The 23,787-nt window shown below is 71.0% G+C and carries 18 protein-coding genes and 1 tRNA gene; 10 read left to right on the top strand and 9 right to left on the bottom strand.

All coding sequences use genetic code 11. The features are described from left to right. Nucleotides 1-5: 5 nt before the first annotated feature. From AB0I45_RS07635 to AB0I45_RS07620, 4 genes are all read right to left on the bottom strand, one after another. A complete protein-coding gene (locus AB0I45_RS07635) occupies nucleotides 6-1,424 on the bottom strand; it encodes an MFS transporter (protein WP_345029635.1) in 1,419 nt (472 codons plus the stop codon). A 260-nt stretch (nucleotides 1,425-1,684) separates the two neighbouring features. Next, nucleotides 1,685-2,485: an SDR family oxidoreductase gene (locus AB0I45_RS07630; protein WP_247423369.1), complete on the bottom strand. Its 801-nt coding sequence runs from the start codon at nucleotides 2,483-2,485 to the stop codon at nucleotides 1,685-1,687. A 308-nt stretch (nucleotides 2,486-2,793) separates the two neighbouring features. Then, nucleotides 2,794-4,056 carry a DUF4032 domain-containing protein gene (locus AB0I45_RS07625; RefSeq protein ID WP_345029638.1) on the bottom strand — a complete coding sequence of 421 codons (1,263 nt, stop codon included), beginning with the start codon at nucleotides 4,054-4,056 and terminating at the stop codon, nucleotides 2,794-2,796. Nucleotides 4,057-4,137: 81 nt separating this feature from the next. Next, on the bottom strand, nucleotides 4,138-4,821 hold the full coding sequence (locus AB0I45_RS07620; protein ID WP_345029640.1) for an ABC transporter ATP-binding protein: 684 nt from the start codon (nucleotides 4,819-4,821) through the stop codon (nucleotides 4,138-4,140). Between the two features lie 114 nt (nucleotides 4,822-4,935). Between AB0I45_RS07620 and AB0I45_RS07615 the strand changes: the two genes are divergently transcribed. Together AB0I45_RS07615 and AB0I45_RS07610 are read left to right on the top strand one after the other, a co-directional pair. Next, entirely contained in the window at nucleotides 4,936-5,937 is a 1,002-nt protein-coding gene (locus AB0I45_RS07615) for a LacI family DNA-binding transcriptional regulator (protein ID WP_345029642.1), read from the top strand. Then, nucleotides 5,937-6,932 carry a LacI family DNA-binding transcriptional regulator gene (locus AB0I45_RS07610; protein WP_360317639.1) on the top strand — a complete coding sequence of 332 codons (996 nt, stop codon included), beginning with the start codon at nucleotides 5,937-5,939 and terminating at the stop codon, nucleotides 6,930-6,932. The genes AB0I45_RS07615 and AB0I45_RS07610 overlap by 1 nt, the downstream gene beginning before the upstream one ends. A 34-nt stretch (nucleotides 6,933-6,966) precedes the next feature. Here the strand turns inward: AB0I45_RS07610 and AB0I45_RS07605 are convergent, their stop codons facing one another. After that, nucleotides 6,967-7,887: a trehalose-phosphatase gene (locus AB0I45_RS07605; RefSeq protein WP_345029646.1), complete on the bottom strand. Its 921-nt coding sequence runs from the start codon at nucleotides 7,885-7,887 to the stop codon at nucleotides 6,967-6,969. Next, nucleotides 7,884-9,377, bottom strand: a complete 1,494-nt coding sequence (locus AB0I45_RS07600; protein WP_345029808.1) for a trehalose-6-phosphate synthase — start codon at nucleotides 9,375-9,377, stop codon at nucleotides 7,884-7,886. The genes AB0I45_RS07605 and AB0I45_RS07600 overlap by 4 nt, the downstream gene beginning before the upstream one ends. A gap of 158 nt (nucleotides 9,378-9,535) precedes the next feature. On the opposite strand from AB0I45_RS07600, the gene AB0I45_RS07595 reads away from it, so the two are divergent. From AB0I45_RS07595 to AB0I45_RS07585, 3 genes are all read left to right on the top strand, one after another. Beyond that, a complete protein-coding gene (locus AB0I45_RS07595) occupies nucleotides 9,536-11,422 on the top strand; it encodes a protein kinase (RefSeq protein WP_345029648.1) in 1,887 nt (628 codons plus the stop codon). A 174-nt stretch (nucleotides 11,423-11,596) separates the two neighbouring features. Continuing rightward, nucleotides 11,597-12,472 carry a thioredoxin domain-containing protein gene (locus AB0I45_RS07590; RefSeq protein WP_137318889.1) on the top strand — a complete coding sequence of 292 codons (876 nt, stop codon included), beginning with the start codon at nucleotides 11,597-11,599 and terminating at the stop codon, nucleotides 12,470-12,472. A 107-nt stretch (nucleotides 12,473-12,579) separates the two neighbouring features. Next, nucleotides 12,580-12,652: transfer RNA gene (locus tag AB0I45_RS07585), tRNA-Thr, on the top strand. Here the strand turns inward: AB0I45_RS07585 and AB0I45_RS07580 are convergent. Beyond that, the gene (locus AB0I45_RS07580; protein ID WP_360317634.1) at nucleotides 12,652-13,725 is read right to left on the bottom strand and encodes a helix-turn-helix domain-containing protein; all 1,074 of its coding nucleotides are present in this window, start codon (nucleotides 13,723-13,725) and stop codon (nucleotides 12,652-12,654) included. The genes AB0I45_RS07585 and AB0I45_RS07580 overlap by 1 nt on opposite strands. A gap of 141 nt (nucleotides 13,726-13,866) precedes the next feature. Here AB0I45_RS07580 and AB0I45_RS07575 point away from each other — a divergent pair, with 141 nt between their 5' ends. Further along, complete coding sequence (locus tag AB0I45_RS07575) at nucleotides 13,867-14,505, top strand: HD domain-containing protein (RefSeq protein WP_137318891.1); 639 nt, start codon at nucleotides 13,867-13,869, stop codon at nucleotides 14,503-14,505. Nucleotides 14,506-14,625: 120 nt separating this feature from the next. Here AB0I45_RS07575 and AB0I45_RS07570 read toward each other — a convergent pair whose 3' ends face one another. After that, on the bottom strand, nucleotides 14,626-15,012 hold the full coding sequence (locus tag AB0I45_RS07570) for an META domain-containing protein (RefSeq protein ID WP_137318892.1): 387 nt from the start codon (nucleotides 15,010-15,012) through the stop codon (nucleotides 14,626-14,628). Between the two features lie 138 nt (nucleotides 15,013-15,150). Between AB0I45_RS07570 and AB0I45_RS07565 the strand changes: the two genes are divergently transcribed. From AB0I45_RS07565 to AB0I45_RS07555, 3 genes are all read left to right on the top strand, one after another. Beyond that, on the top strand, nucleotides 15,151-16,071 hold the full coding sequence (locus AB0I45_RS07565; RefSeq protein ID WP_295690143.1) for a hypothetical protein: 921 nt from the start codon (nucleotides 15,151-15,153) through the stop codon (nucleotides 16,069-16,071). A gap of 256 nt (nucleotides 16,072-16,327) precedes the next feature. Continuing rightward, the gene (locus tag AB0I45_RS07560; protein WP_295690142.1) at nucleotides 16,328-18,301 is read left to right on the top strand and encodes a trypsin-like serine protease; all 1,974 of its coding nucleotides are present in this window, start codon (nucleotides 16,328-16,330) and stop codon (nucleotides 18,299-18,301) included. Between the two features lie 549 nt (nucleotides 18,302-18,850). Further along, a complete protein-coding gene (locus AB0I45_RS07555) occupies nucleotides 18,851-20,485 on the top strand; it encodes a DUF222 domain-containing protein (RefSeq protein WP_360317629.1) in 1,635 nt (544 codons plus the stop codon). Nucleotides 20,486-20,836: 351 nt separating this feature from the next. Here the strand turns inward: AB0I45_RS07555 and AB0I45_RS07550 are convergent, their stop codons facing one another. Next, complete coding sequence (locus AB0I45_RS07550; protein ID WP_360317626.1) at nucleotides 20,837-21,991, bottom strand: SPFH domain-containing protein; 1,155 nt, start codon at nucleotides 21,989-21,991, stop codon at nucleotides 20,837-20,839. Nucleotides 21,992-22,285: 294 nt separating this feature from the next. Here AB0I45_RS07550 and AB0I45_RS07545 point away from each other — a divergent pair, with 294 nt between their 5' ends. Then, a complete protein-coding gene (locus AB0I45_RS07545) occupies nucleotides 22,286-23,776 on the top strand; it encodes an NCS2 family permease (protein WP_247423346.1) in 1,491 nt (496 codons plus the stop codon). The last annotated feature ends 11 nt before the right edge of the window (nucleotides 23,777-23,787 follow it).

Genomic DNA, 23,787 nt, shown 5'->3' with positions numbered 1-23,787 from the left:
ACTGCTCAGCGCACGTCGCGCGGGAGCACCGGGTCGGCTCCGTTCGCCGTGCCGGCGGCGCGGCTCTCCTTGGGCAGCGCGCCGAGGGAGACGGTGATGATCACCGCCATGACCATCGCCGCGGAGATCACCCACATGCCCGCGGTCTGCGAACCGGTCGCATCGGCGAGGAAGCCGGTGATGTACGGGGCGAAGAAGCCCGAGGCGTTGCCCACCGAGTTGATGAGCGCCACGCCCGCGGCCGCCGCGGCTCCGGAGAGGAACGCGGTGGGCAGCGGCCAGAAGGTCGCGAGCGAGCCCATGACGCCGCAGGCGAAGATCGACACGAACACCATGGCGAGGAAGGGCGAGCCGACGTAGGCGGTGATCGGGATGGTGATCGCGGCGACGATCGCCGGAGCGGCGACGTGCCACACGCGCTCCCCGGTGCGGTCGCCGTGGCGCGCCCAGAAGATCATGAAGACCGCGGCGAAGGTGAAGGGCACTGCGGTGAGGAGGCCCTTCTCCCAGATCGAGTACTCGACGCCGAAGCGCTCCTGGAAGCCCTCGATGATCGTCGGCAGGAAGAAGCTGATCGCGTAGAGGCCATAGACCACGCCGAAGTACACGAAGGCGAGCGCCCACACGCGGCCGGAGGTCAGCGACTTGCGCAGCGGCACGTGGAAGCGGGCAGCGGTGTCCGACTCTTCGCGCTCCATCTCGGCCTTGAGCCATTCCCGCTCGTCGTCGGCGAGCCACTTCGCGTCCTGCGGCCGGTCGGTGAGGAAGAACCAGCAGATGATGCCGAGCAGGATCGCCGGGAGGCCCTCGATGAGGAACATGAAGCGCCAGCCGGACATCCCCCAGAGCATCTCGTGGCCGTGCTCGATGAGGAGCGCGGACACCGGGGCGCCGATCACGCTCGACAGCGGGATCGCGACCATGAAGTAGGCGACGGCCTTGGCGCGCTCGGACTTGGGGAACCAGAAGGTCAGGTAGAGGATGATGCCCGGGAAGAAGCCCGCCTCGGCGATGCCGAGGAGGAAGCGGAGGATGATGAGCCACCACTCGCCGGTGATGCCCATCCAGCTCGTCGTCGGCACGAAGGCCATCGCGGCCGCGATCGCACCCCAGGTGACGAGGATGCGGGCGATCCAGCGGCGGGCTCCGAACCGGTGGAGGGCGAGGTTCGACGGGACCTCGAGCAGGAGGTAGCCGGCGAAGAAGATGCCCGAGGCGAGTCCGAACATCGTCTGGGTCAGGCCCAGTTCGTCGTTCATGCCGTTGGGGCCGGCGAATCCGATGTTGGTCCGGTCGAGGTAGTTGATGAAGTAGAGGAGCCCGAGGAACGGGGTCAGTCGCAGCGCGACCTTGCGCAGTGTGCGCTTGCGCAGCTCGGCATTCGCTGCCGGATCCGCGGGGGCGGCGGGGGTGGATGAGGACACCGGATCTCCTTGCGTGCGATGGACCGCGTCTCGTCGGTGAGGGGCTCGGGCCACGAGCTCAGCAGTGAGATTCGGTCAGAACTGTGTCAGGTCTACACGTCCGGCCACTCCGTGTCCAGCGTATGCACAGCTTGTGTCCGAATCGTGAGATCCCGGCTCCGGTGCGGGGCGGAGAATCGGCGGTGCCCGGGGAGGTGCCCCCGCCTCGGGTCCGGGGGCGATCCGGGGCCCGGCCCGCCGTGCGGACCGGGCCGACGGCCTCACACCCGCGGGGAGAAGCGTCCGTCCTGGGCCATCCAGCCGCCGTCGACGAGCAGCGAGTGGCCGGTGACGAAGCTCGAGGCGTCCGAGCACAGGAACAGCACCGGCCCGGCGATCTCGTGGAGGATCCCCCAGCGGCCGAGTGCGGTCTTCTCCGCGTAGGCGTTCCACCACTCCTCGTCGGACTTGATCTGCACGGTGAGCGGGGTCTCGAAGGGGCCGGGGAGGATCGAGTTGACGCGCACCCCGGACGGTCCGAGCTCGCTCGCGAGCGTCTTCGTCAGCTGCACGACGCCGGCCTTGGCCGCAGCGTAGAGGCCCTGGCCAGGCTCGACGACGATCGCCCGGAAGGAGGAGAAGGTGACGATCGAGCCGCGTCCGCGCTCGGCCATCTCCGCCCCGAAGCCGCGCATGAGGCGGTAGGTGCCCTTGAGGTTGATGTCGATGACGCGGTCGAACTCCTCGTCGGTGGTCGACAGCATCCGCTTCCGGATGTTGAGACCCGGGGTCATGACGAGCGCGGCGGCGTCGGCGTGGGCGGCGACGATGGCCTCGACCGATTCGGTCGAGGTGACGTCGAGCGCGGCCGCCTTGGCCGAACCCCCGCGGGCGGCAATGAGCTCGACGGTGCTCTGCGCCCCCGCCTCGTCGAGGTCGGCGCAGACGACGTGGGCGCCGGCATCCGCGATGCCGAGGGCGGACGACTGTCCGAGCCCGGAGGCGCTGCCGACGACGACGACGGTGCGGCCGCCGAGGTCGAACAGGGCGGGGATGGAGGGGAATTCGGGTGCGTCGGTCATGGTCTGCCTTTCGTCGGAGTGGTGCTGCCGGGATGGTGGTGCTGATGAGGTGCGGTGCTGCTGAAGTGGTGTGGTGTGGAAGAGGGTGGTGCGGAATCCAATCTGCACTGTATCCCCGCCCGGCGGTGGACGGCGTACCGAACTGCGCGGTATCCCGTGATGCACGCATCATTGCGCGCCGCTGGTGGGATACCGCGCAGTACGATTCCGGGCCGCCGGCGCGGCCCCGGCCCGCCTCTGCCGAGATCGCGAACTCCGGCGGATCCGCTCTCAGGAACCTTCGGAAATTGACGTCTGGGGTGGGGAGTCTACGGGGTGCCGGGGGAGTCGGGGTCGGCGGTGCGCAGCGTCTGGAGGGCCCCGGTGCTCGGCTCGCGGAGGTAGGCCTCCTCGCGCGGGTGCGCAGGCAGCACGGTGTCGACGTAGGAGCGGACCGCCTCGGGCGTGGAGACGTCGTGCCCGGCGTTCTCCGACAGGTACCAGCGGTGGTCGAGGAACTCGTGGAACAGCTGCGCGGGCTCGAGCCGGTCGGCGTACTCCACCGGCACCGCGTCGAGCACGGGCCGGTACACATCGGACATCCACGCCATCGCGGAATCGTGCTCGTCCTCATCGGTGCGGCCGGTCGCCATCCGGTAGCTGTCGAGGTCGTTGAGCATGCGCCGGGCCTGGTTGTCCTGCGCGCCGATCCCCGTCAGCCGGCGCAGGCGGCGGGTGTGGTGGCCGGGCTCCACGACCTTCGGCTCGATCCGGGTGGTGACCCCGTCGAGGTCGGTGGTGACGGTGAGCTCGCCCAGATCGAAGCCGATGTCGTTGAGCCGGCGCACCCGGTCGTCGACCCGCCACCGGTCGTCCATCGAGAACTCCTCGGGTCCGGTGAGCTCCTGCCACAGCTCCCGGTAGCGCTCGAGCAGCCGGTTGCTCACCGCGAGGGGGTCGACCGAGGCGTCGACGAGCCCGCCGGCCTGGAGGTCGAGGAAGTCCCCGGCGATATTCGTGCGCGCCAGCTCGAGGTCGTGCTCGCGCTGCCCGTCGGACAGCTGCGCGTGGAGCTCCCCGGTCTCCGCGTCGACGAGGTAGGCGGCGAAGGCGTCGGCGTCGCGCCGGAACAGCGCGTTCGACAGGGACACGTCGCCCCAGAAGAACCCGGCGAGGTGGAGGCGGACGAGGAGCACGGCGAGCGCGTCGACGAGCCGGCGGGCGACCGCGGCGGCGAGGTCCTGGCTGAACAGCGCCCGGTACGGCAGCGAGTAGCGCAGGTGCGGGGTGAGCAGTGCGCCGGGCAGGCGCTCGCCGTCGGGGGTGCAGCGCCCGGTGATGTAGCCCAGCGGCGCGACGGCGGGGGCGTCGAGCTGGCTGAGCACCTGGAGCAGGTCGTGCTCGCGCTCGGCGATCGGGTCCTCGGTCTCCTTGACCGCGACGACCACGCCGGCGAGCTCGACGAACCGCACGACGTGCCGGGAGATGCCCCGCGGCAGGCCGACGAGCAGCTCGCGCGGCCAGTCGGCGAGCGGGACGCGCCACGGCAGCGTGGCGATCGCGCTGCCGAGCCGGTCGGCGGTGATGTTCATGGGGCCATCATCTCAGTGCAGGAGTCCAGGGGCGAGGCCGTGCGAGCAGGTGGGGCACTGCCCTGTCCCCGGCCGCGCGGCTCAGCGCAGCTGCCCGAACTCCTCGGGACCGTGCACCGCGACGAGCCGGCCGGAGTCGAGCACGGCGATCCGGTCGGCCACCGCCACCGCGTCCGCCGCCGAGGTGGTGGCGTACAGAGTGGTGATGCCGAGCTCCTGCTGCAGGGTGCGGATCTGGTCGCGGGTGGTGTCGCGCACCTCGGGGGCGAGGTTGGCCAGCGGCTCGTCCATGACGAACACGCCCGGATTGCGCACGAGCGCCCGGGCGAGCGCGACCTTCTGGCGCTGCAGGCCGTCGAGCTCGTCGTGGCGGGCGCGGAGCAGGCCGCTGAGGCTCAGGCGGGCGGCGGCATCGGTGACCCGCCGGTCGATCTCGTCCTCGTTGATCCCGGTGAGCCGGAGCGCGAAGCCCATGTTCTCCGCGACGTCCATGTGCGGGTAGAGGGCGTAGTTCTCGAAGGCGAGCGTGACGTCGCGGTCGCTCGTCGGGATCTTCGACACGTCCTGGCCGCCGATCTCGATCGTGCCGCCGGCCGGCCGCTCGGTGCCGTGGATCATCCGCAGCACGGTCGACTTCCCGCAACCGGCGGGGCCGAGGAGGACGAAGAACTCGCCGTCGCGCACATGGAAGGACACACCGTCGACCGAGGCGTGCGCGGTCGCCGGGTAGCGGTGGGCGACGTCGGTCAGGGTGACCGTGGACATGCAGGCGGGTCTCCTTCAGCAGGTGGCACGAGCGGGGGCCTGCTCGTCTCCGACAGGCATCGTTGCAGGTGGATCGGTATGTGGTGCGGAACATCCCCACCGTAGGATAGGCGTATGAGAGTTCGCCTGGAAGACGTCGCGGCCGCCGCCGAGGTGTCGGTCACCACGGTGTCGCGCGTGCTCTCCGGACGCGGTCCCGTGGCCGCTCCGACCCGGGACCGGGTGCTCCGCGCACTCGACCGGGTGGGCTACACCCGCTCGACCCTGCTGCACAGCAGCGTGGCCCGGCTCGTCGTCGTGGGCGCCCCGGAATCGCCTGAGCACTGGCAGCTCGAGGTGTGCCGGGGCGTGTCCGATCGCCTCCAGGCGGAGGGCGTGCTCACCGCCTCGGCGTTCCTCCAGCCCGACCTCGCCGACGTCCGCGCCGGCGCCGAGGCCGGTGCCGCCACCGTCGTCACCCCGACCTTCACCGCCCTCGACGTCGACGTCCCGGTGGTGCGCTTCGCCGAGGCGACGGTGAAGTCCCCGGCCTCCGCGCCGGCGGGCGGTCCGCGGGTGGGCGGGGAGTGGATCGCTGCCCGCATCGACCTCACCGGCGGCCTCACGCTCGCCTTCGAGCACCTCACCGCGCTCGGGCACCGGCGGATCGGGCTCGTGTGCAACGAGGCCGGGGCGCTCGCCGAGCAGCTGCAGGAGCGGTTCCTCGCCGAGCACCCTGCGCGCGGTCTGACGTCCCGGCTCGACGGCTGGATCGCCGCCGTCCCCAAGTCGTACTCCGGCGGCATCGAGGCCGCGGTGCGGCTGCGCGACGCCACCTGCACCGCGGTCATCGTGCAGAGCGCCCTCCAGCTCCATGGCGTGTTCGCCGCGATGCGCCAGCGGCGGCTCGTCGTGCCCCGCGACCTGTCGGTGGTGGGCTTCGGCGACTCCTCGACCATGCGCTACACCGCCCCGCCGGCGACGGTGCTCGGGCTCGACAGCCCGGGCATGATCCGGGCGCTCGCCGCCGGGGTGCGCACCGTGCTCGACCTCCCCGGGGAGCGCATGCGCTCCGTGCCCCCGAACTTCCGGCCCGTGCTCCTCGCCCGCGCCTCGACCGCGGCGGCCCGCTCGTGATGCGCACGGACGTCTCGCTGGCCCGCATCGCGGAGGTGTCCGGCCGCTCGGAGTCGACGGTGTCCCGGGTGCTGCGTCGGGCGCCCGGGGTGTCGGCCGAGGCGCGCCGCGCCGTCGAGGTGGCGCTGCGCACCCTCGGGGTGAGCGGTGCGGAGGCCGCACCGAGCGACCGCGGGATCATCGCCGTGGTCCAGGCCGTCGTGCTCGGCGCCGACGTCGACGCCTTCGAGTCCCTGTTCCTCGAGATGGTGCGCCGGATCTACCGCGTGGGCCGGGTGGCGCTGCGCGTGACCACCGGGCCCGAGCTCGAATCCTCGGCGACCCGGCTGCAGGAGTTCGGGATCGTCGGCGCGGTGGTGCTCGGCGGGCAGTCGGCCGGGCCCGAGGCGAAGCGGCTCGCGGCGCTCAACATCCCGGTCATGCGCGTGTCGAACGCCCGCCACGAGGGGACGGGCCAGATCGTCCTCGACGCCACCCAGGGGATCGACACCGCCGTGCGGCACCTCGTGCACCTGGGGCACCGGCGGATCGGCATCGCGGTGCCGGAGGACTCCGCGGCGGCGAGCCGGGTGGCCGCCTACCGGAGGTCGATGGCCGATCTGCTCCACATCCCCGCCACCCGCGACCAGGCGCCGGTGGCGCAGGCCGGTCCCGGGATCCTCGCCGGCTCCCAGGCGGCCGAGCGCCTGCTCCAGGCGAACTGCTCGGCGGTCATCAGCTGCTCGCCGGCGATCACCTTCGGCGTCCTCGAGTCCGCGCGGCGTGCCGGGCTCGACGTGCCGCGGGACCTGTCGCTGCTCACCGTGGGGGAGATGCCCGACGCCGATGCCGTCCACCCGCCCCTGTCCCAGGTGACCTTCGACTGGCCGCAGCTCGCGCAGACGGCGATCGGCGAGCTCGAGCGGCTCATCGCGGGATCGCGCACCCTGCCGGACTACTCGGTGACCCCGGAGCTCGTGCTCCGCTCCTCCGAGATGCCCGTCCGCACGCGGTAGCGCGGCGGGCGCGCCGGGATCGTGGCCGGCGGGCTCAGCCGCCCACGTGGGCTGCCCGCTCGCGGGCCAGCCGGGTGAGGAAGGCCGCGACGTCGTCGGTCGACCCGAGCCGGGCCTGCGCCCGGGTGTCCGCGGTGCCCACCCGGATGCTCAGTCCCGGGAACCCGGAGTCCTGCCGGTCGGCGAGGTGGGCGAAGGCGTCCTCGTCGGTGGTGTCGTCCCCGATGTAGAGGGCGGCCGTGGCCTGCGCACGCTCGATCATCGTGTCGAGGCCGTCGCCCTTCGTATGCATCCGGACCCCGAACTCGACCATGTCGTGGCCGGTCAGCGACCGCAGCTCGGGGTGTGCGGAGGCGAATCGGCGCAGCTCTGCGGTGAAGAACTCCGCGCGCTCCGGCGAGCAGCCGCGGGTGTGGAAGGTGGCGCCGAGCGGCTTGCGCTCGATCCGCAGCTCGCCGTGCCCGGCGGCCGGGGTGGCGGCGGCGATCCGCTCGAACTCCGCGTCGAGGCGCGCGAGCAGCGCGCGCTCGCCGTCGTCCGGGGCCGCGGAGTAGCGGAAGGGATCGTCGGGATCGACAGCATCCGCCGAGGTGCCCGCTTGGCCGCCTGCCGGGCCGCCTGCCGGGACGCCGGCCGGGGTGCCGGCCGTGAGTCCGGTGAAGTCCTGCTCCACGCCGTGGGAGCCGACGAACAGCGCGCGCGCCGGAGCCCGGCTCAGGTCCTTGAGCGCGGCGACGTCGCGTCCGGAGATGTAGCCGACCGCGGTGCCGGGGAGCGCGGCGAGCGCCTCGACCGCGGTGGCGGACTCCGCGACCGGCGTCGAGGTCGAGGGGTCGTCCTGGAGCGGGGCGATGACCCCGTCGAAATCGAGGGCGACGAGCAGCCGCGCGGCCGTGGTGAGAGCGGTGATGTCGATCGCCTCGGGTGCCTGCAGGGGTGGGCTGAGCGCGGTCACGGCGCGGGCTCCCGCGGCGCGGCGGGCGTGTCTCCCGGCTCGGGGCTCTCGGTGGGTTCGGTGGGCTCGGGCGGCTCCTTCGCCTCGGCGGCCTCCCAGCGGCGCAGGTCCTTGTCGTCGTCGAGCGCCTCGAGGGTGTCGAGGAAGGAGCGCGACCAGGACTGCACGTCGTCGCGGATGAGGCGCCGGCGCAGGGCGCGCATCCGGCGGCGGCGCTCGGCGGGCTCCATCTCGATGGCGCGCAGGATGTTCGCCTTGAGACCGTCGATGTCATGCGGGTTGACGAGCACCGCCTGGTTCATGTGGTCGGCGGCGCCGGCGAACTCGGAGAGCACGAGCACGCCGTCCTCACCGGTGCGGCACGCCACGTACTCCTTGGCGACGAGGTTCATGCCGTCGCGCAGCGCGGTGACGAGGAGGATGTCGGCGGCGAGGTAGAGCGCCGTCATCTCCTCGCGCGGGAAGGAGTGGTGGAAGTAGTGGATCGCGGTGGTGCCGAGGTCGGAGTGCTCGCCGTTGATCCGGCCCGCGGCGAGCTCGACGTCGGTGCGGATCTGCTGGTACTGCTCGATCCGCTCGCGGCTCGGGGTGGCGATCTGCACGAGCGTGACCTGCTCGGGGTCGATCGAGCCGTCGGCGAGCAGCTCCCCGTAGGCCTTGAGGCGGTGGCTGATGCCCTTGGTGTAGTCGAGGCGGTCGACCCCGAGGATGAGCGTCTCCGGGTCGCCGAGGTCGGAGCGGATCTCCTGCGCCCGTGCGATGGTCTCCGGGTCCCGGGCGGCCGCGTCGAGGGTCGGGGTGTCGACGGAGATCGGGAAGGCGCGTGCCTCGGCGATGTGGGCGCCCGTGCCGGACTCCGGGTTCTCCGGGACGCGGATCTGGCTCGACTTCGTGGCGAAGCCGGCGTGGACGCGGGCGGCGCGGCGGAAGTTCGCGGCGTCCGCCGGGCGCTGGAAGCCGATGAGGTCCGCGCCGAGCAGACCGTTGAGGATCTGTGAGCGCCACGGCAGCTGGGCGAAGAGCTCGGCGGGCGGGAACGGGATGTGGTTGAAGAAGCCGATCGACACGTCGGGGCGCAGCGCGCGCACGAGCGCCGGGACGAGCTGCAGCTGGTAGTCGTGGACCCATACGGTGGCGCCGGCCGCGGCGGTCTTCGCGGCGGCCTCGGCGAACCGGGTGTTGACGCGCAGGTAGCTCTCCCACCAGGTGCGGTGGAACTCCGGGGCGACGATGACGTCGTGGTAGAGCGGCCACAGCGTGGCGTTGGAGAAGCCTTCGTAGTAGCTGACGACTTCATCAGAGCTCAGGGTCAGCGGGACGAGGTGCATGCCGTCGATGTCGAAGGGCTCGATGTCCTCGTCCGGGATCCCGGCCCAGCCGATCCAGGCGCCGTCGTTGGCCTGCATGACCGGGGCGAGCGCGGTGACCAGACCTCCAGGTGAGGTGGTCCAGACCGGTTCCGGGCCCGAATCGTCGCGGTCGACGGGCAGGCGGTTGGCGACGACGACGAAGTCCGCGCCGTCGGGCGGGGGAGGGAGGGGAGAGGTACGGGTGTCGTGATCTGCGGATGTGCGTGTCACAGTGCTCCTCGGGTCGAACCTCGGTCACGTGCGATTCTACTCTCTCGCGTAATGTGGATGAGGTGGCTATGGAAGAACTGGGCGGCTACCGCCTGCTCGAGCAGCTGGGCTCCGGCGGCATGGGCGTCGTGCATCTCGCGGTGGACGGGGAGAACAACCCCGTCGCCGTCAAGGTCCTCCACTCCCACATCGCCAACGACGAGACCTCCCGCAAGCGCCTGGCGCGCGAGGTGCGCACGCTGCGCCGGATCAAGCACCCGCGGATCGCCGAGGTGCTCGACGCCGAGCTCGAGTCCGAGCAGCCCTTCATCGTCACCGAGTTCGTCGACGGGATGACGCTGTCGGAGGACGTCAAGGAGAACGGGCCCTTCGCCGAGGACGAGCTCGTGCACTTCGGCCATGCGCTCCTCGACGCCCTCAACGCCGTGCACGAGGCCGGGGTCATCCACCGCGACCTCAAGCCGGCGAACATCATGATCATGGACGGCGAGCCGATGGTCATCGACTTCGGCATCGCGCAGGCCGCCGACGAGGTCAAGGTCACCGCGACCGGCCTCGTCATGGGCACCCCGGGCTACCTGAGCCCGGAGATCGCCGACGGCAAGGCCTCGAGCGAGAAGACCGACTGGTGGGGCTGGGCGGCGTCGATGGCGTTCGCCGCGACCGGCCGCAACCCCTACGGCTCCGGCCCGCTCGAGGCGGTGCTCGGCCGGGTGGCGATGGGCCGGGCGAACCTCGAGGGCGCCCCGGCGCTGTTCGTCCCGCTGCTGCGCGCCTGCCTCGACCCCAAGCCCGAGCGTCGGCCCTCGGGCACGATGATCCTCGACGCGCTCGTCGACATCGAGTCCGGACGCATGCCGACCCTCGGCGGTCCGGTGCGCCAGGGGCCGTCGACCGGCGGAGCCGGTGCCGCCGCCGCGGGTGCTGCGGCCGGGGCGGCCGCCGCGGGCGGCTCCCATGCCGCGACCGGTCCCGGCGGCACCTCGGTCATGCCCGCGGTGCCCGGTCCCACGGGCTACCCGGGCGCACCCGGAGACGCCCCCGGACGAGGCTTCCCCGGACACCAGCCCGCCGCCCACGGGGTGCCCCGGCAGTCGAACCCCGCGCACCCCGGGCACTCCGCCCTCCATCCGTACGCCGCGCAGCACCGCGACGGTCGGCCCATGCAGCCCGGGCACCCGCAGTCGGGGATGCCCCCGCAGCAGGTGCAGCCCGGCGGGCCGCGTCCTTACGGCCCGCTCGGCATCGACGGCCGCCCCCAGCAGCATCAGCAGGGCCCTGCGCCCGGCGGGCAGATGCAGGCGCCCGGGCCGCATCCGGGCATGCAGGGCCGGCTCATGCCGCCCGGCCCGCCCCTGCCGCCGCGCCTCGGCGGGGCCTGGGCCGTGCTCGCCCTCAACCTGCTGGCGATCGCGCTCACCCCGCTGGGACCGTTCATCATGATGATCGCGATGTACCTGTGGCAGGTCATCGCACGCACCGCCGGGTCGATGGCCCGGACCCGCAACTGGCGGCAGTTCGAGCGCGGGCCCGGCTCGGTGAGCCTGTGGTCCTCGGTCGGGTCGATGCCCGGTGCGCTCCTCGGCGCGGTCTTCACCTCGCTCTTCTGCATGATCCTGCCGCTCATCGCCGCCGGGGCGATCGCAGTGCTCATGCGCCTCGACGTGCTCGGCATCGTGCCGCGCGGGTTCTCCGAGTCCGCCGCGCTCTGGGCGGCCGCACTCACCAGCGCGGTGGTGCTGTGGCTCGGCCCGGGCTCCTCGAACCTCCGGCACGGCTCGCGGGTCGTGCTCAGCCCGGTGACCCGCACCTCGACTGGGGAGTGGGTCGCGGTCGCGATCTTCGCCGTCCTCGCAGTGCTCGCCGTCATCACCGTGCTCACCGGTGCCGCGGTCACGTGGTGGCCGTCCCCGGCCAACCCCTTCGGGCTCATCCCCGAACCGCAGTTCCCGTAGGCGCTTGCCCGGCGACCCGGGCTCTCCCGGTGACCCGGGCTCCCCGTCGACCCGGGCGGCCCGCCGGTCAACCTGCGTGCTTCATGAATGGGCCGTGGTGACCGGCGTCGTATCATGGCAGGGCGCCTCGGGCGCGGATCGAATCCACCATCAGCGAGACCCACGTGAGGAAACATGGCGAAGAACTCCTCGTCCGCAGCCGACCGGCGGCAGGCCGCGCGCGAAAAGGCGCGTCAGATCGCAGAGGCGCAGGCCAAGCGGGAGAAGACCGCGCGGACCGTCCTCTACACCGGTGTCGGTGTGGTCGTGGTCGCGGTGATCGCGGTCATCGCGTTCCTCATCTACCAGGCCGCGCAGCCGACGCCCGGCCCCAAGAACTACTCCGCCGGCTCGATCACCCTGGCGAGCGACGGCGAGTCGGTGCAGGCCTACGGCGCCAAGGGCGCCTCCGGCGATGACGCCCCGGCCGACGCGCCCGCGTTCACCGAGTCCGGCCTGCCCGACACCGCACCCGTGGTCACCGTCTTCATGGACTTCCAGTGCCCGGGCTGCGCCGGCTTCGAGCAGGCGAACGGACAGACCCTCGACAAGCTCGTCGAGGAGGGCACCATCGCCGTCGAGTACCAGCCGGTCGCGATCCTCGACGCTCAGTCGCAGGGCAACGAGTACTCGACCCGCGCGGCGAACCTCATGGCCTGCGTGGCCGACAGCGGCCAGGCCGGCACCTACATGGACCTCACGAAGATCCTCTTCGAGAACCAGCCCGGCGAGGGTCAGACCGGGATGACCGACGAGCAGCTCCTCGGGTTCGCCGAGGAGGCCGGCGTGGATCTTGCGGCGGCGACCACCCTCGAGGACGGCGCGACCGTCCAGCAGTGCGTGGAGAACGTGAGCTTCGACAAGTTCGTCGAGAACACCACGCAGGACGCGCTGAGCAACGGTCTGCAGGGCACCCCGCGCGTCCTCGTCAACGGCGAGGACACCGACTCCTGGCAGGACCCGCAGGGCTTCGCCACCGAGCTCCTCACCGCCGCCGGCGAGATCGGCTGAGCGACCCGGGCATCGGGTCCGGACATTTTGTCCGGTCCGATCCTCATGGAATACACTGCAACCGTCGTCCGGCCGGTGCGCTCGCGCGCCCGGACCGCGGACGGCCCGCCTCCTTAGCTCAGTTGGTAGAGCACCGCTCTTGTAAAGCGAAGGTCGTCAGTTCGAGTCTGACAGGGGGCTCACTTCTTCCCCGGCGCCACCGCCGTGGTGCTGTCGACGCGGTCGGTAGTGCCGCCGTGGCCGGTGGTGTCCCGTTCGGTCGTCCTGAACCGGTCCCGGTACTCCGAGGGCGTGGTCCGCAGGTGCCGGGCGAACACCCGCCGCAGCGTCTCGTCGCTGCCGAATCCGCTGCGCTGCGCCGCCCGCGTCACGCTCGCTCCCTCCAGCAGCAGGCGCTGCGCCTGTTCGAGCCGCACGCTCTCCACCCACCGCGACGGGGGCATCCCGATCTCCCGGTCGAACAGTCGGCTCAGGTGCCGAGGGCCCACCGCGGCGCGCGCCGCCAGGGCCGGTGCGGTGTGGTCGCCGGCCGGATCCGCGCGCACCGCCTCGATGACGGGTCGGAGCACCGGGTCGGGTGATGCCGGCATCGGTGCGGCGGCGAACTGCGACTGCCCGCCGGGCCGCTGGAGGAACACCACGAGCTCGCGCGCAGTGCTGCGCGCGGCCTCGGCGCCCAGGTCGTCCTCGATGAGAGCGAGGCTGAGGTCGATGCCGGCGGTGATCCCGGCGGAGGTGAGGAACCGGCCGTCGCGCAGCTGGATGACGTCCGGGTCGACGTCGATCGCCGGGTAGCGGCGGGCCAGAGCCGAGGCGTGGCGCCAGTGCGTCGTCGCGCGCCGCCCATCGAGCAGACCGAGCTCGGCGAGCACGAACGCCCCGGTGCACACCGAGGCGACGCGGCGCGCGGGGCCGGCGAGCGCCTCGACCGCGGTGAGGAGATCCGGGTCGACGGCCGGGCCGGCGAGGTGCTCGGCACCGGCGACGACGAGCGTGTCGACCGCCCCCGCGGCCCGGGCAGGGATGGTGTCGGCTATCGCCATCCCGGAGGAGGTGGCGACGGTGCCGCCGTGCGGGGAGAGGAAGTCGACGGCGTAGGAGCCGCCGGAGCGGCCGGCCAGGTGGAGCGCCTCGGCGGGACCGCTGGCATCGAGCATGGTGACCCCGTCGAACACGACGATGCCGACCCGCACGGGTGAGGGTGCGGGGTTCGGGGGCGCAGGGGAGTCCGCAGTGGTGGGGTGCGCACTCACGAGCATGTCCGAATCAGTGGGGTTTCAGTCCGGAAAGACATGGCTCCACCCTAATGCCTCCGACCAGACTGGAGTCAGCACGACTCCAGCAGCGCGGCCCGGGGAGGCTCCTGGACCGCCACGACGAGAGGAAGAGCAGACATGACCGAGACCATCGCCGGAATCCGGATCCCCGACAGCACCCTGGCCCAGGAGGCCACCGCGCTCGTCCGCGACGTCGAGAACGACCTCGTGTACGACCACTCGCGCCGCGTGTTCCTCTTCGGCTCGTTGCGCGGACAGCGCGACGGGCTCGACTACGACCCCGAGCTCCTCTACGTCGGCGCGATGTTCCATGACCTCGGGCTGACCGAGAAGTACCGGACCACCGACCAGCGCTTCGAGATCGACGCGGCGAACGAGGCGCGCCGGTTCCTCACCGCACACGGCATCGCCGAGGAGCTCGCGGACCGCGTATGGAGCGCGATCGCCCTGCACACCACCCCGGAGATCCCGCTCCACATGGCCCCGGAGGTCGCGCTCGTCACCCGCGGCGTCGAGCTCGACGTGCTCGGCATCGACTACGACGCGGTGACGGACGAGCAGCGCGCCGCCGTCGTCGAGGCCCACCCGCGCCCCGACTTCAAGAACCGGATCCTGGCGGCCTTCACCGAGGGTCTCAAGGACCGGCCGGAGACGACCTTCGGCAACGTCAAGGCCGATGTGCTCCAGCACTTCCTCCCCGGCTTCGAGCGCACGGACTTCGTCGAGGTCATCAAGGCCTCGAAGTGGGCGGAGTGATCCGCTGACCGGTTCGCGTGTGCGAACAGCGCGTGTGCGAACGGGCGAGGCCTCGGGATCATGATGATCCCGGGGCCTCGTGCGTGTGGTGCCTCGTGAGAGTGATGGAGGCTCGGCGCCTCAGTCGCGGGTGAGGGTGCCGATCTCCTCGTGGTCGCCGTTCATCACCGTCATGGTCTCGCCGTCGATCTCGAGGTGCCGCGCCTCGCGTAGCCAGGTGTCGACGCCCATACAGGCCTTGAGAGTGGTGGCGAAGCGGGTGAGGGTGACGGTGGAGCCGTCCTGCTCGTACGTCGTCCCGATGCCGTTGCAGCCGTCGCTGCCCCCGACCTTGCCGTCCTCGGTGAAGTTCAGGTGCGGCTCACCCTTCTCGTCGGAGGACCAGCGTCCCACTACGGATTCCACGTCGTCTCCGTTCGTCGATGACACGGTGCCGCCGCACCCGGTGAGGAGCAGCGTGGATGCCAGGGCCAGGACTGCGAGGGGATGGTGCGATCGGCGTCTCATGCCCCGAGTCTACTGACCGCGACTCCGGGCCGACAGGGAAGTCCCTGGGCGCGGCGTGGGAGAGCGGGGGACGCACCGCCTGGGCCGGGATGCCGGGTCGACCCGCGACGATGCAGCGACTCCGGGAATACTGGGCACATGGAGTTCCCTCGATTCTGGTTCAAGGCCACCGGCGCCGTCGCGCTCGACCGGCCCCGCGCACTCGAGGCCTGGGGGTGGTCGTCGACCTCCGAGGCCGAGGCGCGCACCGTCGCCGAGGGCCGCCTGCGCCGCGCCGTCGCGGCGGCCGAATCCGCCGGCCGGATGCCCGAGCACGGGGAGTACTACCCCCGCGTCCCGCTCCGGGAGCCGGTCCTCGCCCTCGTGTCGGAGGCACGCACCGGCGTGGAGGCGGTCATCACCCGCAACCGCTACGGTGCCGAGGTGCTCAACACCGACCGGCTCTTCATCGCCGACATCGACGTGCCCGGCTGGGAGGAGGTCCCCGAGGAGACGGCGCGGCAGGCGCCGACCGGGACCTCGGCCGGAGTGGGCGCCGGAGGTCCCCGCCGTGGTCTGCTCGGCAGACTCTTCGCCGAGCCGGAACCGGCACGGCCCGAGATCACCGAGGGCGCGGCAGTGGAGTACATCCGCGGATTCGCCGCCCGTCGCCCGGAGTACGGGGTGCGGATCTACCGCACGCGGGCCGGGCTGCGGGTCATCCTCACCGGAGTTCGGGAGACCGCGGACACGGAGGCTGCCCAGGGGCTGCTCACCGAGCTCGGGGCCGATCCGCGGTACAGCGCGCTCGCCCGCGGTCACGCGAGCTATCGCGCCCGGCTCACCCCGAAGCCCTGGCGGGCCGGTTGGCACGCGCTCCCGGTTTCGGGCCGAGGTCGGTTCTGGGAGGGCGGCGAGGACGATCCCACGTGGCTCGCGGCGTACCGGGAGCGCACCGCGCAGTTCGCGGTGTGCCGGCTGCTCGAGGTGATCGGGCACGGAGGCAGTGCGACCGAAGGCGAGGTCATCGCCTTCCACGACTCCGCGACGCGGGTCGGGAGCCCCGATCCGCTCGCCTGAGCGGATCGCGGTTGTTGCGCGACCGTCGTCTTCCTGTGACTAGTTCGTTACGTTCACGCCGTCATTGGTCATATGGTCACGGATCGGTAAAGTCGACCGAGGTTGACCTCCCCAGAGGGTCCGGTCTGTGCAGCAGCACTCCGATCCCCGACCACTCAGACCAGTTCGTATCGAAGTAGGGAATGCACACATGAGGAAGAGACTCCTTTCGCGCCCGGCAGCTCTTGCCGCAGCGGCGTCGCTGGGAATGACCGGCGTGCTCGTCACGGTTCCGGCATCGGCCACCGAGCCGACCAAGGAAGCGTCCACGTCCGTCAAGGCCATGAGCAAGCAGGTGCAGGAGTTCGACGGCGTCGAAGGCATCCAGGCCTACGGCACCGATGGCGAGGGCAACGTCGTCGTCGTCACTCTTCCGGAATCGGAGCTCGACGACGAGGGCATCGAGAAGATCGAGGCCTTCAAGGGCGAGTACTCCAACGTCGAGGTCATCGAGATCGCCAAGCCGCTCCAGGCCTACGCCAAGAATCAGCTCGTCGGCGGCGCCGGGTACGCGGTGACCGGCCAGGGTGTGGAGGACGCCGGCCTGTGCTCGGTGGGCTTCACCGCCTGGGACCCGAACGGCGACCCGGCCGTCATCACCGCCGGCCACTGCACCGGTGACGACTCGATGACCACCGCCATCCGCACCCTTCCTTCCTTGGACACCGCTCATGCCGGTGAGGAGTCGCAGACCGGGCCCCTGGATTCGGCACCGATGGGCGCCTTCTCCTTCTCGCAGTTCGGCGGTCCGGGCCACTCGGCGGGCGCGGACAAAGACCCCAACTCTACCGACATCGCCGTCGTCGACGTCGACAACCCGGATCTCGAGCTCCTCCCGCAGGTGACCGACTGGTCCACCGCCGGGGACGACGACCTCGCCGCCGGCATCGAGACGACCATCACCGCCGTCGGCGCCCCGAAGGCTGGTGCGCCGGTTTCCAAGAGCGGCCGGACCACCGGTCTCACCCACGACGACGATCTCGACATCGTCGACGGCTGGAGCCGGGTCGGCGTGTCCGGGACCGACTACCGCTGGGTCCGCGGATTCGCGGCGAACGGACTCGAAGGCGCACCCGGCGACTCCGGCGGGGCGATCTTCCAGGGCAGCACCGCGATCGGCGTCGTCAGCGGTGGCACCCCCGCCGAGGGCGGCAACGAGTCGTTCCTCTGGGGCACCTCGCTCGTCCACGCCCTGCCCCACACCGACGGCTACACCGTCGCGCTGTTCGTCGAGGCCCCGAAGGTGACCACCACCGAGGTCGAGCAGGGCGCACGCGTGCCCGGCACCGCCCCGGCCGGCGCGGAGGTCACCGTCACCCCAGTGGGCGGCGGAGAGCCGATCACCGTCACCGCGGATGACAGCGGCAACTGGAGCTTCGAGGCCCCGCAGGAGCTCGGCGAGCAGGAGTACACCGCTGTGGCACGCCAGGGCGAGTACAACGTCTCCGATGAGGCCTCCTTCGCCATCACCGTGGTCGAGGCCTCCGATGACGAGCCGACCCCGCCCACCCCGGAACCGGATCCGACCGATGACCCGGCTCCGACTCCGACCGACGATCCTTCGGACGAGCCGACCGAGGACCCCTCGGCCACCCCGACCGAGGACCCCACCACGCCGGCTCCGACCGATGAGCCGACCGAGGAGGCCCCGGCCGAGCGCGAGCTCACCATCGACCCGCGCCGCGTGTCCGTCTCGGACTTCGTGAACGAGGACGAGGGCGTGAACATCACCGGCACCGGCTACGCTCCGGGCCAGGTCGTCGAGCTCGAGGTGTTCCCGCAGAACGACTCGGTGAACGACTTCACGCTCGAGGGCACCGCTGACGAGAACGGCGTCGTGACCTTCGGTGTCTACGGCACCAACGCCGCCAACGCCGACGTCTACCTCGGCACCTACGAGGTCCGCGTGGCCGCCGCCTCTGACGACGACGCCGCGAACGCCGGCTCCGAGGCCGCTCCGGCGGCCGGTGCCTACGCCGCGGGCGACGCCGACGAGCCGCTCACCGGTTCGTTCGAGGTCGTGGCCGACGAGGGCGCCGCACCGGGCGAGGACGAGGACGAGAACGGTGACGGCAACCTGCCGCGCACCGGTACCGAGCTCACCGGACTCGGCGTGGGCGCAGGCCTGCTCGTGGTCGGCGCAGCCGCGGTCTACGTGACCACCCGTCGCACCAAGAAGGGCCAGGCCTGATCCGATCTGATCGGTTCACCTGATCCGACGGCCTGATCCACCCGGAGGGCCCCGACACCACCACGGTGTCGGGGCCCTCCGCCATTCACCCCTCAATTTTTGAAGGCTTCTGAGAGTGATTCCGCGATTCTTCGCAAAGTCGATGGGTGCCGGGAGCCTTCAGAGCGATGTGCGCCTCAGGACGAATAGGTGCCGAGCCGCTCTGGTGCGGGGCCAGTGGTGTCCCGCACCTGCCGCCGAGGTGCCACTCCCGTTCCGGCGGTTCCCGCAGGCGAGGTGCCCGCCCGTTCCAGCACCCCTTCGCCGAGGTGGCCGTCTGCTCCTGCGCCCGTCCGGCGAGGTTCCCGCTTCTTCTCGTGCTGCCGCTCAGACGTGCGTCTGTTCCGGCACCATGGTCCTGGGTGTGTGTCGCCACAGCACCCGGTTGCTGAGGTCCCCACCCACCACCATTGCCGAGTGCCAAGGTGCGCCTCCCGCGCTGGCACCCCGGTGACCTGGGCTTTCATGCGTACAGGGCCCGTGTCTGTGGGTGCCGATAGCGTGGGTGGCATGAACGAGGAGCCCCGTTTCCGCACCGGTGACATCACCGCTCTGCGCGGCGCGCTCACGAGCATGGTGGCTGTGGAGTCCGAGGCGGATGCGATCGAGCGGGTCCGTGCTCTCGAGGAGCTCAAGGCCGCAGCCGCGGCCGCGCAGGCCCACGCCGCGGCCACCCTGCACTCGTTGCGCTATGACGCGGAGGCCGAACGCGGGGTGCCGGCGGAGAAGCGGTGCCGGGGCTTGGGTGCGGAGGTCGGGTTGGCGCGGCGGGAGTCCCCGGCGCGCGGTTCCCGGCTCCTCGCCCTGGCTCGCACACTCATCGACGACATGCCGTGCGCGCTGGCGGGGCTGGAGTCCGGTGCGGTGTCGGAGGAGAAGGCCCACACCCTGCACCGGGAGACTTCCTGGCTGCCGGCGGACAAGCGCCGGATGGTCGATGGGTTCATGGCCGGGAGGATGGCGCACCTCGGGGTGCGGCGGCTCGCCGCTGAAGCCCGGGCGCGTGCTCAGCGTCTCGATCAGGAGGCCGCGGTCGAGCATCTGGCGCGGTGTGAGAAGGAGCGTCGAGTGAGCGTCCGGCCGGCACCGGGCGGGATGGCGTATCTGACCGCTCTTCTCCCGCTGCGCCAGGCCGTCGCTGTGTACGCGAACCTCCAGAAGACTGCCGCCACCCTGGTGGGTACGGGGGAGGCGGGGGAACGGACTGCAGGGCAGGTCGCTGCGGATCTGCTCGTCGAGCGGGTCACCGGGCAGGAGACCGCGGATGCGGTGCCGGTCGAGGTGCATCTGGTGATGACGGATTCCACTCTGCTGGCTGATGGTGATGTTCCGGGGTGGGTGACCGGTCATGGTCCGGTGCCTGCCGGTGCTGCTCGGCGGATGCTTGCTGATCCGGATGGTTCGGTGTTCCTCCGCAGGTTGTATACGGCTCCGGGGTCGGGTGGTCTGGTGGGGATGGATTCCCGGAGGCGGGAGTTCTCCGGTGTGCTGCGGCGGATGATCGTGGTGCGGGATGACACGTGCCGGACTCCGTTCTGCGATGCTCCGATCCGCCACATCGACCACGCCAGGCCACATCGCGACGGTGGTGCAACAGATTTCAGGAATGCTTCGGGGTTGTGCGCGGCGTGCAATTACGCGAAGGAGAACCCGGGGTGGAGGCACGAAGCTGACCCCGATCGGCTCACCGTAACCACCCCGACCGGAGCCAGGTATGAGGCGCCCACTCCACCGTTGATCGGGGGAGCGCACCGGCAGCCCAGGACCGCGCCTCCCTGCCGAGGGGAACCTCCGTCACAGAGCGCTGATATGAAGTTCGCGGGCGGCGAACCTCCACCTCGGGATGCGCCGGTGGAGTCGACGGAGCCCCAGAGTGTAGGGGCGGATGACCGCATCTCGAATGATCAGATGCCGACCAACCGTGTCGTGCGGCTGATCCGTCCGCGATCCACGGGCACGGGTTCGGATTCGCGCTCGGGTCAGGGTTCGGATATCCGCTCAGGCACGAGTTCGACCGGACACATACGGGGGAGCGGAGTTGAGAAGACCGTGCGGGCGCACCTCACCGCGCACTCCGCGACTGCTCGCACCACAGGGCAGCTCCCGCCCATCGACGCCTACCGGTTCCCCGTGCTCGTCGGCTGAACGACCCCGACCTCGACCCCGGGCCCGGGCCCGGCCTCGACCCCGACTTCGATCTCGGCGTGTCCGATGATCGTGCCTGACCGACCCCGCCGGTGCGGTGGTGAACCACGACTGCAGGCTTGCGCGAATCAGCGGAGAGGGCTGATCAGCAGAATCGAAGTCGTCCGTGTGCCGCAGCCACCGCCGATCGGCCGTGGTGCCTGCCTCCCACCGAACCACCGGACTCTGCAGAGGCCGCCCACCGGGTGGTGGACGGCCTCTGCTCCAGCGGGTCACTCCATGGGGTTCATCGTGTCGGTATCAGTGCGTCGGCATCAGCTCACCGACCGCAACCCCGCGAACCTCATCCGATCACTGGTTCGGGTTCTGCCACGGCGGGCGGGGCGGGATCGCCGGTCCGCCCTGCTGGCCGCCGAAGCGGCCGAGGCCCTGCTGACCCTGCTGGCTCTGCGCGCGCTGCTGCGCCTCGCGCGCCTGCTGGAGCTCGCGCTGACGGCGCTGCTGCTCCTCGAGCATGCGCTGCTTCGCGGCCGCCTGACGCTCCTGATCCTGCTCGTCCTCCTCGGCGCCCTCCCGGGCGTGGTCGACCTCCGCCGCGGCGAGCAGCGAATTGCGGATCTCGGTCGTCATGTCCCCGATCGTGCCCGGGTTCGACGGGAGGAACAGGACGTTCGAGCGGCCGTTGCGGGCCACGTCCTGCATGGTGTCGAAGTACTGGGTCATGAGGAGCAGCTGCTCGGCGGTCCGCTCGATGCCGGCCTGCTTGAGCATCTCGTACTGCTCGGCGATGCCGATCGCGATCGCCTTCCGCTGCGCGGCCACACCCTCACCCTGGAGGCGCTTGGACTCGGCCTCCGCCTCGGCCTGGGTGACGCGCTTGATCTTGTCCGCCTCGGCGAGCGCCTGGGCGGCCACCCGGTCACGCTGCGCCGCGTTGATCGAGTTCATCGAATCGCGCACCCGCTGGTCGGGCGAGATGTCGGTGACGAGGGTGTTGATGATCCGGAAGCCGTAGCGGGCCATCGACTCCGACAGCCGCTGCTCGACGCTCGAGGCGATGTCGTCCTTCGACTCGAACGCGGAGTCGAGCGTCAGCGTCGACAGCGAGGAGCGCACGGTGTCGAACACGTAGGAGCGGATCTGCTCCTCCGGGTTCGCCAGCCGGTAGTAGGCGTCGACGACGCTCTGCTCGCTCACCACGTACTGCACGGCGACTGGGATGGTGACGAAGACGTTGTCCTTGGTCTTCGTCTCGATGTTGACCTCGAGCTGCTGGACGCGCAGGGAGATCGGCCGCGTGGTGGTCTCGATGAACGGGACCTTGGTGTTGAGGCCTGGCCGAGCGACCTTCTTGAACTTGCCGAAGCGCTCGACGATGACGTTCTCCTGCGTGCGCACGGTGAAGAAGATGCTCGAGCGCAGGCCGCCGAACAGCAGCGCGGCGAGCACGATGAGGATGACGATGATGACGACGACGGCGATGCCGATGCCGATGACGGCGTCCATAGTGGGTGCCCCTTGGGTTCGGTGTCGATTTCCTCCACCCTAACGAAGAGGCCCGCCCGCCCGCGCGCCGGAGCGGATTTCGTCATCGGGTTGGAACATCCGGTGCAGAGCTGTTCGAGCCGCATCGGTCCTCGCCTATTCTTGAACGCGTGATCGGTGCTCCTGCCCGATCCCCGCGTCACCGGCTCGCTCACCCGACCGGCCCAGCACCACCGCACGCCCGCACCACTGCACGCCCGCACCACCGAGCACACGCACCACCGAATCATCCGAACTATCCACGAGGCGGCACCCGTGAGTCACACCCCGGCACGCACCACCGAGCCCAGCGGCGCACCCACGGGCGCGCTCGACCGCTTCTTCCACATCAGCGCACGCGGCTCGACGGTCGGCCGGGAGATCCGCGGCGGGCTCGCGACGTTCTTCGCGATGTCCTACATCGTCGTGCTCAACCCGCTCATCATCGGTGCGGCCGCCGACAGCACCGGCCTGTTCCTCGGCGGCGGCACCGAACCCAACCTGCCCGCCGTCGCAGCCGCCACCTCCTTGGTCTCCGGTCTCCTCACCATCCTCATGGGCGTCGTCGGCAACTTCCCGATGGCGGTGTCCTCCTCCCTCGGCCTGTCGGCGTTCATCACCTACGGCATCGTCGTGCTGCCGGGCATGACCTGGGCCGACGCCATGGGCCTCGTCGTCATCGAGGGCATCATCCTCCTCATCCTCGTCCTCACCGGCTTCCGCTCCGCGATCTTCAACGCCGTGCCCGGCCAGCTCAAGACCGCGATCAGCGTCGGCATCGGCCTCTTCATCGCTCTCATCGGCATGATCAACGCCGGCTTCATCTCCCGCGGCTCGGGCGCCGGCCTCGAGCTCGGCACCGGCGGCTTCCTCACCGGCTGGCCGATGCTCGTGTTCCTCATCTCCCTGCTCGCCCTCTTCGTCATGTGGGCCGCCCGGGTCCGCGGCGCGATCCTCTACTCGATCGTCGGCGCCACGGTCCTCGCCCTCGTCCTCGAGGCGGTGTTCCGGATCGGCCCCAAGACCGGTGCCGACGGCGAGGTCGCCAACCCGCAGGGCTGGGGCCTCACCGTCCCCACCCTCGACCAGCAGTGGTTCACGCTGCCCGACCTGTCCCTCCTCGGCAGCTTCAACCTGCTCGGCTCCTGGCAGCACGTCGGCGTCGTCGCCGCCGCGCTCGCCGTGTTCACCCTCCTCCTCGCGAACTTCTTCGACCTGCTCGGCACCATGGTCGGCATCGCCAACGAGGGCGACATCAAGGACCGGCACGGCGAGATCCCGCAGTCGAAGCGCATCATGGTCGCCGACGCGCTCGGCGCGATCGGCGGCGGCATGGGCTCCACCTCGGTGAACTCCGGCTTCGTCGAGTCGACCGTCGGCGTGGGCGACGGCGCGCGCACCGGCCTGGCGAACGTCGTCACCGGGATCATGTTCCTCGCCACGATCGTGCTCGCCCCGCTCGCCGCCGTCATCCCGACCGAGGCGGCCGCCGCCACCCTCGTGCTCGTCGGCTTCCTCATGATGCAGCAGATCGTGCGCGTCGACTGGGCCGACGTCGAGATCGCGATCCCGGCGTTCATGACCATCGTCCTCATGCCGTTCTCCTACTCGATCACCAACGGGATCGGCGCCGGCTTCATCACCTACGTCGTCATCAAGCTGTTCCGCGGCAAGGGGCGCGAGGTGCACGCCCTGATGTACGTCACCGCCGCCCTGTTCGTCGTGTACTTCGTCTCCGGCCCGCTCCAGGCGGCGCTCGGCGACTGAGCGGCGCCCGG

This window comes from Brevibacterium sp. NPDC049920 (genome assembly GCF_040656435.1).
GTDB classification, from domain to species: Bacteria; Actinomycetota; Actinomycetes; order Actinomycetales; family Brevibacteriaceae; genus Brevibacterium; species Brevibacterium pityocampae.
The sequence above is the reverse complement of the archived record's forward strand: the minus strand, read 5'-3'. Positions and strand labels throughout refer to the sequence as shown.

Bases quoted from the DNA above. Each gene is read 5' to 3' on its own strand.
- AB0I45_RS07570 (WP_137318892.1), bottom strand. From the start codon at position 15,012: ATGAGACGCCGATCGCACCATCCCCTCGCAGTCCTGGCCCTGGCATCC.
- AB0I45_RS07610 (WP_360317639.1), top strand. From the start codon at position 5,937: ATGCGCACGGACGTCTCGCTGGCCCGCATCGCGGAGGTGTCCGGCCGC.
- AB0I45_RS07555 (WP_360317629.1), top strand. From the start codon at position 18,851: ATGAACGAGGAGCCCCGTTTCCGCACCGGTGACATCACCGCTCTGCGC.
- AB0I45_RS07565 (WP_295690143.1), top strand. From the start codon at position 15,151: ATGGAGTTCCCTCGATTCTGGTTCAAGGCCACCGGCGCCGTCGCGCTC.
- AB0I45_RS07550 (WP_360317626.1), bottom strand. From the start codon at position 21,991: ATGGACGCCGTCATCGGCATCGGCATCGCCGTCGTCGTCATCATCGTC.
- AB0I45_RS07625 (WP_345029638.1), bottom strand. From the start codon at position 4,056: ATGAACATCACCGCCGACCGGCTCGGCAGCGCGATCGCCACGCTGCCG.
- AB0I45_RS07590 (WP_137318889.1), top strand. From the start codon at position 11,597: ATGGCGAAGAACTCCTCGTCCGCAGCCGACCGGCGGCAGGCCGCGCGC.
- AB0I45_RS07615 (WP_345029642.1), top strand. From the start codon at position 4,936: ATGAGAGTTCGCCTGGAAGACGTCGCGGCCGCCGCCGAGGTGTCGGTC.
- AB0I45_RS07595 (WP_345029648.1), top strand. From the start codon at position 9,536: ATGGAAGAACTGGGCGGCTACCGCCTGCTCGAGCAGCTGGGCTCCGGC.
- AB0I45_RS07575 (WP_137318891.1), top strand. From the start codon at position 13,867: ATGACCGAGACCATCGCCGGAATCCGGATCCCCGACAGCACCCTGGCC.
- AB0I45_RS07620 (WP_345029640.1), bottom strand. From the start codon at position 4,821: ATGTCCACGGTCACCCTGACCGACGTCGCCCACCGCTACCCGGCGACC.
- AB0I45_RS07630 (WP_247423369.1), bottom strand. From the start codon at position 2,485: ATGACCGACGCACCCGAATTCCCCTCCATCCCCGCCCTGTTCGACCTC.